We start from the raw sequence: 13,072 nt of genomic DNA on the forward strand, positions 1-13,072 counted from the left end.
GGCCTTACGGCTGCTTCATGCAGAGACATAAAAATAAAAATCCCTATCCAGTTTCCTTCTATATAAAAATAGAAGAACTGAATAGGGATTATTTTTATGTTTGACGAATCAAATGATCAAAGGCTCCCAGAGCGGCAGTAGCACCTGAACCCATAGAGATGATGATTTGCTTATACGCACTGTCAGTACAGTCGCCCGCCGCAAAAATCCCTTCTACGTTGGTCGCTCCATGCTTGTCGGTAAGAATTTCTCCGCGTTCACTCAAAGCTACTGTGCCAGATAACCATTCGGTATTTGGCATTAATCCGATCAAAATGAAGACACCTTCGACATTCAGTGTATGTTCTTCATTTGTAAGGCGATCGGTATAAGTCAAAGCTTCTACGTGCGATGAACCAGTGATCTCTTTTGTTGCGGCATTGGTAATTACCGTGACATTGGAAAGCGAATAAAGTTTCTTTTGTAAGACTTGATCGGCTTTCAGTTCTGGTAAAAATTCCAAAACATAAATATGTTTGGCCAAACCGGCTAAATCGATCGCTGCTTCAATACCAGAGTTTCCGCCGCCAACGACAACAACTTCTTTATCTTTGAATAAAGGTCCGTCGCAGTGTGGGCAATAAGCAATCCCTTTGTTCTTGAATTCTTTTTCTCCAGGAACATTGATTGCCCGCCAGCGTGCACCAGTGGATAAGATCGCAGTTTTCGCTTTCAGTTGTGCACCATTTTCCAATTCAACTTCAATCAAGTCATTTTTTTGGATTGATTTGGCACGTTGACCTTTCATGATGTCTACGTCGTATTGCTTCACATGTTCCTCTACTTGGCGCATTAATTGCGGGCCTTCCACGTAAGGCGTGCCAATCACGTTTTCGATACCTAACGTTTCCAGCACCTGACCACCAAAAGTTTCTACGACCATCCCAGTTTTGATTCCTTTACGAGCGGCATAGATAGCTGAACTTGCACCAGCAGGTCCGCCGCCAATCACTAGAACATCAAAGGTCTCTTTGTCGGCGAATTCATCTGCGCTCATTGGCCCGCTGACTTTTTCGACGATTTGTTCGATTGTCATTCGGCCGCTATCGAATTCTTCATCGTTTAGAAAAACAGTAGGAACGGCCATTACTTGTTTTTCATCGATTTCAGCTTGGTACATACCGCCTTCGATCATTGTGTGAGAAATTTTTGGATTAATCACAGACATGATGTTCAATGCTTGAACGACATCCGGACAGTTATGGCAAGTCAAACTGACATACGTTTCAAAATTCAATGTACGATCGATGGATTGGATCTGTTGAATCATATTGTCTTCAATTTTCGGTGCTCGCCCGCCAACTTGCAGCAAAGCGAGAATAAATGAAGTAAATTCATGACCCATCGGTAAGCCAGCGAAAATGATTCCACTAGACTCCGCACCTTTTTTGTTGATTTCAAAACTTGGCGTACGCTTCAGTTTTTTTGCTTCAATAGAAATTTTAGCGTCCATTTCTGCCACTTCGGTCAGAAAATCTTCTACTTTTTTTGAATCATCAGATTCGTTTAAACTAGCAGAAAAGACGATCTCCGATTCCAGTAAAGCGAGATATTGCTGCAGTTGTTCTTTCGTTTCGTTATCTAACATATGCGCTCCTTAAATCTTGCCGACTAAGTCAAAACTTGGTTTTAGCGTTTCGCCGTCTTCTTTCCATTTAGCAGGACAAACTTCACCTGGATGTGTGCGAACATATTGCGCAGCACGGATCTTATCGATCAAGCTGCTGGCATCACGACCAATGCCGTCTGCGTTGATTTCCATTGCCTGTACGATTCCATCTGGATCGATAATAAAGGTTCCGCGTTGTGCTAAACCTGATTCTTCATCTAAAACATCAAAGATACGAGAGATGTGATGAGAAGGATCACCGATCATCGTGTAATTGATTTTTCCGATAGCATCTGAAGTGTCATGCCATGCTTTGTGAGTAAAATGAGTGTCAGTCGAACAAGAATAAACTTCTACGCCTAACTCCTGTAATTTTTCATATTGGTCTTGCAAATCCTCTAATTCTGTTGGACAAACGAACGTAAAATCGGCTGGATAAAAACAAACGATCGACCATTTGCCTTGTAAAACTTCTTCAGAAACCTCGATAAATTTTCCTTGACGATAGGCTTGCGCTTGAAACTCTTCAACTTGTTTTCCAATTAATGACATGAATGTACCCTCCTGATTAATATTGAGAAAGCTTTCTCTTAATTGATAAAAGGAAATCTGGAAAAACTGAACTCGATCTCCTCTTATTTAAAATTATTATAAACAAAAAGCGATTGTATTGTAAATGACTTTTTGCCAAAATGTCGAAACTATTTCTTCAAAATAGCAAAAAAAAATTAGGAAAAGGGGTTGTTGACTGAACGATATTGAATTAGTCGGAATGAGAATTAAATTGGATGATTGCGAAAGAAATAGTGTGGGAAGGATTAAAAAGAGTGTCCATAGTTTCTATATCGTAAAATAAAACGTTTAGGAAGTGAATTGATAAATAGTAATATTTTTATGGGCTCATTTTATCGGACTAAGAGACATTTTATTGATGAATTCAAGAGCTATTATTTGTAAAGAAAAAATAATAATCGCATAATGTGAATACTAGTTATCTATTTATGATTTAAGATTCACAAATGTTGATTAAAGAATTTGAAAGGTGGGGATGGTATGAAAAAATGGATCAACACCGTCATGCTGCTCAGCTTACTGGGGAGTTTTGCTTCGCCAGTGATAGGTGTCGCCGTTGATACTACAGAGGGAACTACGAGTGTTCCGACTAGTGAGGGTTCAACGATCAGCTCGATATCAAACGATCCACATAGCAGCATATCGACCGATTCAACTCTGATACCTGAGAAAACTGAGAGTACGGATAAATCTATTGAAAATACAAATACTTTGTCCTTTGACAAAGTTAGTGAATTTATTGACAAAGATATTAGTAAGGATCAATACTCAATGAATTTAGCAGGCGTGATCACTAGCTCTGCAGAAAATGACCAGCCAGTGAGATTTGAAATGACTAAATCTTTCATACCGGAAGACAATAAGGAAGAGAAGGTCATTTTGAATGAACAAAAGGCACCAATCGGCAAGTATACAGTCGACGCAACGGGAACGCGAATAGAGTATACATTGAACTTTAACAAATTGTCTAAAGGAGAAAATCATTTTCGCTTGATGGTCTTAGGAACGATTGCTCGCGGACCAGATAAAACGACTGATTTTTATCAAAACGATAAAAAGCTTTTTCAATTATCTCTGCCTGATGTGAAGGAATCTAGCGATAATACCAACGAGTCAACGGTTAAATCAGAATCAGAAAAGGATTCTAGCTCTGAGACTTCAGAGAGCGATGCATCACAAGAAATGACAACTGAAGAAAAACAACCAACGAAAGATCGTTCAAAGGAATCGGTGAAGAAAGCAACTACGGTCAAAGAACAAGCAAAAGCAGCAGAAGTTCCACGAGCTGCTGGACCAATTGATGATTTGTTTGCACAGTTTGCACCGGGCGACAACTTCGTGACAAACAGCAATTTGAATTTTACTCCTAATCCTCCGACGATCCATTCGACAGTTGATTTTCATTTAGACTTCGAAATTCCAGAGGCTGTTCGAACAGAAATGGTTCCTGGAGATTATTATGAGATGGATTTTCCACACGGATTATCAATTACTCCACCATCTCCTCATGGAAATCTGACAGATAGCGATGGTTTGATTTACGGAACCTATGTTTTTGACGCTGCGACCCAAAAATTACGGATCACCTTCACTAAGCAAGAAGGGGAAGCGTTTTTGCCGCCAGAGAATGGATCGGTTACGGCTGATGTTCACTTTGACACACAAGTAATTACTCAACCCGGGAAAACAACGATTGTTTATCCAAGTAAAACGAATATTCCACCGGCAACAATTACTATCAAACCGACTGTGGGGACTTCTATCAGCAAAGCGGGACACACCGATACACCGAATAATCCAAGTAAGGTGACTTGGACTGTCGATTTCAATAAAGATTTTTCGGAATTGACAAATCCCTCAATAACAGAACATTTTCCAGATCAAGTGACATTCAATCAAGCAGATACGGGAGCAGTCACTATTTACCCCTTGAATGTTGATTTTAACGGGAATGTAACAGGAATCGGGCAAACACCAGTGGATCCAAATACCTATACAGTTGGAAACGATGGCTCGATCCAATTTAAAACAAAGCTAGATAGACCTTATCGTATCGTCTATTCCACAACGATCAAGGATTCAGCGAAGCCAGCAAATGGTGGACAAGTGACAGCAACGAACAATGTGAACTTAAAAGCAGATTCGACCGATTTGAATGCCTCAGCTTCAGTAACCTTGAATTATAAAAAAGCATTGGAAAAGGCACAAACTGGTTATGATCGCATTGGACAAGTATACAGCTGGCAGATTCGTTACAATTATGGACAAAAGGAATTAGCCGATGACACGATTATCTCTGACACTTATACGAATATGGATATCGTTCCGGATAGTTTTAGTGTCTATACTGTTACCTTTGATAGCAAGGGGAATCCAGTAAGAGGAACCCCCCTTGATCCAGCTGATTACACTATCGATACCACGACGAATCCATTTACCATTACGTTTAAAAATAATGTTCAAGCAGGCAAGGCAATCAATATTGACTATAAAACGAAGGTAAATAAGATTGTTTCAGGATCAGCCAGTGATCCTGTAGTGGTTAGCAACCAAGCAAAAACCGATAATTTACCGCCAACAACAAGCAATCATTACACACCGAGTCAACAGGTTGTGATCAAAAATAAACCGACCATTGATGTTGGTACAAAGACCGCTCGCTATTTAATAGATATTAATAAGAACAAGTACGAGATGGATAATGCCCTGTTCACTGATACGATGGAGCACTCTCAAGAAGGATATATCAGTGTACCAGTGAAGGTAAAGAGTCCTAATGGCAACGACGATGCAGGCGTAATCATTCGTGATGTTTCCGATAGAAATAAAGTATTGACTGGAGCCTTTCAATTGTTAGGCACGAATGGTGAAGATATTGGTACGATTGGTGATGTCGCTACTGCTGATTATGTTGTCACTGTAAACGTAACAGCAGATAGAAAAGGGTATACGAATTTTACCGTGAAATTCCAGAATGGGTATAAGCAAACGAATCACCAATTCCAGATGGAATACTACATTGCCTATAATCAATTCCGAGACGATGTCCCAAATCCGAATACCAGCGTTGATTATCAAAATACGATGAAGGCCAATTTTACAAATAATGGAAAACCGTATGATTCCTCTAGTTCAACCGATTTTAAAACGAGTACGCAAGAAGTCAATCAAGGGATGAAGTCCGGCAGCTACAATCCAGCAACCAAGGAGATTACTTGGACAATTGTTACAAACTATAATGATCTAGGCATGTCAGCATTCTATTTCAGAGACCCAATTACAGGGAATCAAGTCTACGAACCAGATTCATTGACGCTCACACGTGGAACGATAAATCAGAGCGGAAATTTCCAGCCAACCACAGATAGTAATTATAGTGGTAATCAGAAAGATAAATCCTATGTAAAAATAACCGATCCGCAGCCAACTGGTGAAAATGAGCAAGGCACATTAGAAATGCAGATTGGTGACGACGGAAACTATATCCCAGGATGGGATGTTACTGGTACACCAATGGTTTTCCGAATTCAATTCAAAACGTCATTAAAAGACAAAATCGTGTACAATCAATCCACGTATGCTAATACTGCATTTGTGAAAATTGATGGTGTCGAACAACAGCTTCCTGCTTCCGTGTCTATTGCATTTGGCGGACAATCGGCAGTGAAGGATGGTAAGTACAATACACAAACAGGACTAATTAATTGGAGTCTAGATATTAATCCTAACCAATCGTTGCTATCAAATGTAAAAATACAAGATACACCAAGTTCAAATCAAATCTTGCAAGAAAGCTTTAAATTATATACTGGAAAATATGCAGGCTCTGGAAGCGCGACGACAGTTCAACCGGATCAATTGGTTCCAGCTGATCAATACAAGGTCGTAGTGACCACTGATCCAGAAACGGGTCAGCAGAGCTTTACGGTAGATATGTCTGGTATAAAAGAAAAATCAGATCCTAATAATGAGGGTGGCTATTTAACTGGAGTGATCGAAAAACCATATGTTTTAACCTATGATACTGAGCCTAACTTCACTTCAAAAACGGAGTCGGTGACGAATAATGCTTCGATTTCAAGTGAAGGAAAAGAATTGCCGGGCAAAGATACACAGAAAAACATCACGGTCACTATTCAAGATTCAAGTGGTACGGCTTATGGCTCAAAAGGCAAGATCAACATTCAAAAAGTAGATAAAAATAGCAGTATTGTTAAAGGAGCGGTATTACAGCTTTTAAGAAAAAATACAAAAACGAATAAGACTGATATTCTCTATCAAACAACGACAGATAGTCAAGGAAGAGTGACCTTTGGGAACTTGATTGCAACAAGCTCGACTTATGAATATTACGTTAAAGAAGTTTCGGCACCGGACGGCTATACGATTTCACCCGATTTGTTAAATGGGAAGAAGGTTTCGGTAAGTACCAGCAGCGATGCCACGATTACTCAGATTGAGAATGAGCCTGTAAAGGTACTCTTTAACAAAAAAAATAACGCTGGCCGAAACATAGCTGGTGGCCTATTCAATTTGTTTATAAATAGCGGAACCCGCGATGTGCCAAACTACACCATTCTTAAATTACTCGAACCAACAAATCAAGGAGTGGATCTTTCAGGACTTGGGGATGGTCAATACCGTATTCAAGAAGTGATTGCCCCAGATGGGTATCAAATCAATCAGACGTTTATCAATTTTGAAATAAAGAAAAATGCGGATAACTCTCGTAGTGTATTTGTAAATGATCAGCCGGTCTCTAATGGTGTATTAGAAATGAAGGACTACCAAGGATCAGCAGTATTGAAGAAGACCGATGAATCGGGTAAAAATCTAGCCGGTGCCAAATTCAATCTGCAACGTGCGAATATAAATTCAAATGACTACAGTGATTTTGGTGATCAGAGCACTTATGTTACCAATAGTAATGGACAACTGAATCTGACTAATTTAGCACCAGGAAAATATAAATTGAAGGAAAGTGCTGCGCCAACTGGTTACTATTCTAATAGTAAGGAATTTACCTTTGCGATTGATCCAGTCTCTACGGGTAACCAAGCACCAACAACGATTCAGCTAAATGATGGTCAAGCATTGATTGATTATCAGGGCTCTGCTCGATTCAAAAAAGTCGATGGACGTGACTTTAGTAAAGGAAAAGAGACACCGCTTGCTGGTGCGCGTTTCCAACTGTATACCGCCGATGGGAAGACCTCGATTGGCGATACCGTGACGTCAAATTCAGAAGGGTACTTTACTTTCACGAATTTAGCACCGGGAACAACGTATGCGATTAAAGAAACACAAGCGCCAGATGGCTATTTGATCAATCAACAAATGGTTCGTTTTACAACACCATTGTCAAACAGCGAAGACAACAGTGCAATTACCATTGACAATGCTGAGCAAAAATTAGTCGTAGACGAAACAACACCGTTTAAAAACTACAAAGAAGGAGTTCGTTTCCAAAAAATTGACGCCAGTGGTCATGGGTTAGGTGGAGCCAAGTATCAATTAATGATGCAACGGAGTGGTCAATGGGTTCCCGTGACGGATTCTGCTAATGGCGCAGGCAGCGATGGCTTCTTCACTTCGGATGCATTAGATGGAAATGTGCGGGCTTTTGAGTTATCCCCAGGAAACTATAAGTTTGTGGAAAAAGCTGCACCAAACGGCTATCTCTTGAATACGAAGGAAATACCTTTTGTCGTACAGACTCAAGCTGAAAGTGATCCGCCTGTGTATGATATCCCAATCACTGGTGATGCGAATGTCAACTTCAAAGGATCGGCACAGCTCTATAAGGAGGCAGAGAATGCTTCAGGCGATGGGTTCAGTAAACTATCAGGAGCTACTTTTGATGTTTACACAGATGCTGCTACACCAGAAAAGGTGACGACGGATAGTCTCAAATCAGACACTGATGGAAATGTGACGATCACTGATTTGGCTCCAGGTAATTATTATTTCCAAGAAGTTTCAAACAGCAACAACTATTTAGTGAATACGCAAAAAATCAAATTTACGATTCCAACCAATGCGGCTGGAAAACCGACAGTTGTAACGACGAATGATCAAACAGCACCTGGTGGTAAAATGACTTTGCGCAACTATCTAGGTGCGGTCGAGTTAACGAAAGTCGATAAAGACAACCAGCCGTTGAGAGCTGCGGAATTCACTGTTTATGATAATGACAATAAAGCAGTCGGAACCGGTGTTTCGGGAGCAGACGGAAAAGTAACGATCGATAAACTAGCGCCAGGCGATTACACAATCAAAGAAACCAAAGCGCCAGCAGGATATTTGATCAATAATAAAGTGATTCACTTTACGATTTCAAATTCGGCGAATGGTCAGCCGCAAACAGTCACGATCCCTGATGATTTCATTGATTATCAAGGGTCAGTCAAGCTGATTAAAACAGATAGCGATGATCGTCCATTAGCTGGTGCGAAGTTCCAATTGCTAGACAGCGAGTCTCGTCCAGTTGGTGGCATAGTGACTGCAAACGGCACAGGTGAAGTTGTCTTCAATAATCTGGCACCAGGCGATTACATCTTCAAGGAAGTTGCTGCACCATCAGGGTATCTGTTGAATACAACAACAGTCCCAGTGACGGTACCCAAAAGTGCGGATGGACAACCTGCGGTGGTGACAGTGCAGGATCATTTTATCAACTACCAAGGAACCGCAGAATTAACGAAGACGGACGGTGACGGCAAAGCATTAGCAGGTGCGAAATTTAAAGTCGTTGATGATCAAGGAAAGGATGTAGCCGGTAAAACAGCAACGTCAAATGAGGACGGACTTGTTCGTGTGACTGGCTTAGCCCCCGGCAGCTATCGGTTCGTGGAGACAGACGCTCCTGACAAAGGGAACGATGGCAAGTACATCATGACTAGCGACAACTTAGCTTTTGAGATTCCAACCGAAAGTAAAGGTCAGCCAACAATTGTGAAACTTGCGGATAAAGTGAAGAATTATCGTGGCATGATTCGTCTTCATAAGGTCGGAAATGACATTAATGACGATTCAAAAACAGTAGATCTTGCTGGAGCAGCGTTCTCACTTTATAAGAAAGCTGATTTCAGCGATGCAAATCCACTTAAGGTAATCTCAAATGCAAAAGGGATGGTCGAGTTTACTGACTTGGCACCAGGAACGTATTACGTGAAGGAAACTGCGGCACCAAATGGGTATCTCTTAAACACATTCCCATTAACTTTCGTCATTCCAGATCGTGTACCAGCAACAATGCCAATGACCGATGGACAAAATCATACCAATAAGATCGAAGACGGCAGCTATGTTGTTGATGCTGGAGATTTCCATAATGCTCGTAAAGAAATTGAGCTGAAGAAAGCCGATGGTGAAATATCTGGCAATTTAGACTTGTCACAAGTTGTTTTTGCATTATACATCGATGATGGTTCAACAGATGGAAAATTAGTCAAAGACAATTTGAAACCAGAATCTAACGGAACAATTGATTTAAGTAATTTGGCGTTAGAGGACGGCAGCTACAAATTAGTCGAAACTCAGACGGCAACAAACTATGTAATCAGCAGTCAGCCAATTTACTTTGTGGTTGATAATCAGCAAGTCAACGGTATGAAATTAGACCTAGAGAACTATCAAGCTTCTATTAAAGGAAGAAAAGTCACTGGTGATAAAAAACTTGCTGGAGCGGAATACGAACTGTTCAAATCGGAGGATTTAAGTACATCAATCGAAACAAAAGATAAAGAAGGTGCTATGCAAACAATCATAAAGACAGATAGTTCTGGTGAATTCTATGCCAAAGGCTTAAGTGCGGGCGATTACGTTTTGAAAGAAACCAAAGCGCCAAAAGGGTATATTCGTGATACGACCGAACACAAATTCACGATCTATCCACAAAAAGGAGAGCCTGCAACAGTAGATTTAGGAGACTTTGAAAATTATCAAGGCACAGCGAAGTTAACGAAGAAAGCGGAGTCTGGAAAATTATTATCAGATGCCCTCTTTGAAGTTCAAACGGCTGCTGGTCAAACAGTGAAGGAAAACTTGAAGACCGATGAAAATGGTGAAGTCACTATTAAAGATCTTGAACCTGGCGATTATCAATTCGTTGAAACCAAAGCACCAGCAGGCTACTTGGTCAATACAACACCCGTACCATTTACGATCAATGAAACAGCTGAAGGCAAACCAGCTATAGTGATCGCCAGCGATAACTTCGTAAACTACCAAGGCTCAGCTCGCTTCCGTAAAACAGATGCCGAGAATAAACCGTTGAAGGACGCGAAATTTGAAGTTCGTGACGATCAAGATGAAGTCGTGGGAGAAGCAAGCTACTCAGATCAAGCGGGTTATGTCACAGCAACTGGACTAGCACCAGGCAGCTATAACTTTGTTGAAGTCGAAGCGCCAGCCGGTTACCTGATCAATACAAGGAAGATTCCATTTACGATCGCATCAAAAGCACTGGGCAAATCATCAGTAGTCGAGGCCTTAAATGGCGAAGATTTTATTGACTACAAGGGTTCGGCTGTATTGAAGAAGGCGGATTCGGATGGAACACCATTAACCGATGCAGTCTTTGATGTTGTAGATGCAAATGGAACGAAGGTTGGTGATACACTCTCACCAAGTGATAAAGATGGTGAGGTTAGCGTTGATGGATTAGCGCCAGGCAAGTACTCATTTATTGAACAAAAGGCACCAGACGGTTATATCATTAATACTGATCCGATACCATTTGAGATTCCAACGAGTGCTAAAGACGAACCACAACAGGTGAAAGCCAATGAAGGTAAAGCTTTTATTAACTATCAAGGTTCCGTCCAACTGAAAAAAGTCGCCTTTGATCGATCAGATGTTGATCAAGGATTAGCTGGAGCAACATTTATCGTGGAAGATGCTGATGGCAATCAAGTTGGAGATTCTAAGATAACTGGATCTGATGGGATTGTTACGTTCAATAAGCTAAAACCTGGTACGTATAATTTAGTTGAGACAGAAGCGCCAGAAGGTTACTTGATCAATAGTACGAAAGTACCGTTTGAGATTCCCAAAGAAGCTTCTGACAAACCAGCTATGATTACATTCGATGGTGACGAATCATTCAACAACTACAAAGGAACCTTCCAAATGGTCAAAGAATCTAAAGATGGCAAACGATTGAAGGGTGCTGAGTTCGATCTCTATAAAGGCGATTCAACGATTCCAGAAAGACAAGGAACCACCGACGGTTCAGGAGTGCTGACTCTAGCCGGATTAGCGCCAGGCGACTATCATCTGAAGGAAAAAGTAGCGCCAAATGGCTATATCATTAATGAAACGCAGATAGACTTTACTATCAGTGGCACAGCAGAAGGTCAGCCAGCAGTTGTTATGCCAAAAAGACCATTTATTAATTATCAAGGCTCAGCAGAATTGATCAAGAAAAATGCTGACGGACAACCACTAAAAGGTGCTGAATTTGAGGTTCTGGATAGTGAAAGGAATCGAGTTGGCGAAACAATTACATCGAATAAAGCTGGTGAAGTTGTGGCGGAAGGCTTAGCTCCTGGTGATTATGTATTTAAGGAAGTCAAAGCACCAGCTGGCTATGTTATCAATTCAACAGAAGTACCATTCACGATCAAGCGATCGACGGAGGATGGTAAACAGACTGCTACAATCAAAGAGCCGTTAATTAATTACCAAGGTTCAGCAAAGATAATCAAGACCAATGAAGAAGGCAAAGGATTATCAGGTGCCATCTTTGAGTTGCGAACCAAGGCCGGAAAAATGGTTAAAAAAGATTTGATCACCGATGCTAAAGGTGAAATCAAGGTGGATCAGTTAGCCCCAGGTGACTATCAGTTCATTGAGACTAAAGCGCCAGCAGGTTATATCTTGAATACGACACCCGTTGATTTTACGATCAAAGCGAAAGAAAAGGGCCAACCCAAAGAAATTTTGGCAAGCGATAAATTTATCAACTACCAAGGCAAAGTCGAATTAACGAAAGTTGATGCGGATAATAAGAATAAGGCTTTGGCAGATGCTGAATTCCAATTGCTGGATAAAGATCAAAGAGTTTTACAGGAAGGTCTTAAAACAAATGCTGCTGGAAAATTGGATGTGAATAAGCTAGCACCTGGAAACTATGCATTCAAGGAAACCAAAGCACCGACTGGCTATCAATTGTCAGAAGCTCCTATTGAGTTCACGATTTCTGCAGCTCATAGCGGCAAACCAACACAGCTTAAAGTAATTGCTGAGAACAAAAAGGCTCCTAATCCAATCTATCCTCCTAACAAATCAACTGCATCAGGACATTGGTTCTATCCGAAAACAGGTGAAGAGAAAGGATTAACGCTTCTCACTGTTGGGGTGATAATTATTCTTATCGTCATCGGTGTCACTTATTTGCGCAGGAGAAAATAGAAAGACGGGACATTTTTATTCATCAATCATTTTATTTCGGAAGAATAAAGATAAAAATGAATAGATGATAATAGGTATGTAAAGGCGAAGTTGCTTTACATACCTATTTTTTGTCAATTTTGCTAAGAAACAAGAGGGGATACCGTAACAGTCTGTCATAAACTGCAAATAATTAACCCATATTTTTGAATTTTTTTCACAAAAAAGATTTTAGCGGCTAAACCCCTTTTTGAAAATTTCAATTAAAAAAAGGGGTTTGGTTTTTAATGAATGAATGGGGCGAAGCATTGCTGGAATGCGTTATTCTAATTTATATGGAGATGAAAAGACCCCTGAAAGAAGACGTAATTGATAGCGCAATCAATTACGGAAAGTATTTTTCAATGATACTTTTGAAAACACCCAAAATACCTTAAAAATGATCGCATTATAAGA

General features: G+C 40.5%; 3 protein-coding genes. 1 reads left to right on the forward strand and 2 read right to left on the reverse strand.

The genetic code is table 11. The features are described from left to right. Nucleotides 1–94 precede the first annotated feature (94 nt). Together ahpF and ahpC are read right to left on the reverse strand one after the other, a co-directional pair. Entirely contained in the window at nucleotides 95–1,627 is a 1,533-nt protein-coding gene (gene ahpF / locus IGI67_RS15170) for an alkyl hydroperoxide reductase subunit F (RefSeq protein ID WP_429958249.1), read from the reverse strand. A 9-nt stretch (nucleotides 1,628–1,636) separates the two neighbouring features. After that, nucleotides 1,637–2,200 (reverse strand): alkyl hydroperoxide reductase subunit C, encoded by a 564-nt coding sequence (gene ahpC / locus IGI67_RS15175; RefSeq protein WP_207110618.1) that lies wholly within the window; start codon nucleotides 2,198–2,200, stop codon nucleotides 1,637–1,639. A gap of 501 nt (nucleotides 2,201–2,701) precedes the next feature. Here ahpC and IGI67_RS15180 point away from each other — a divergent pair. After that, entirely contained in the window at nucleotides 2,702–12,637 is a 9,936-nt protein-coding gene (locus tag IGI67_RS15180) for a SpaA isopeptide-forming pilin-related protein (protein ID WP_429958250.1), read from the forward strand. Nucleotides 12,638–13,072: the final 435 nt, after the last annotated feature.

It is taken from the genome of Enterococcus sp. AZ196, from assembly GCF_050498845.1.
GTDB classification, from domain to species: domain Bacteria; phylum Bacillota; class Bacilli; order Lactobacillales; family Enterococcaceae; genus Enterococcus_A; species Enterococcus_A murrayae.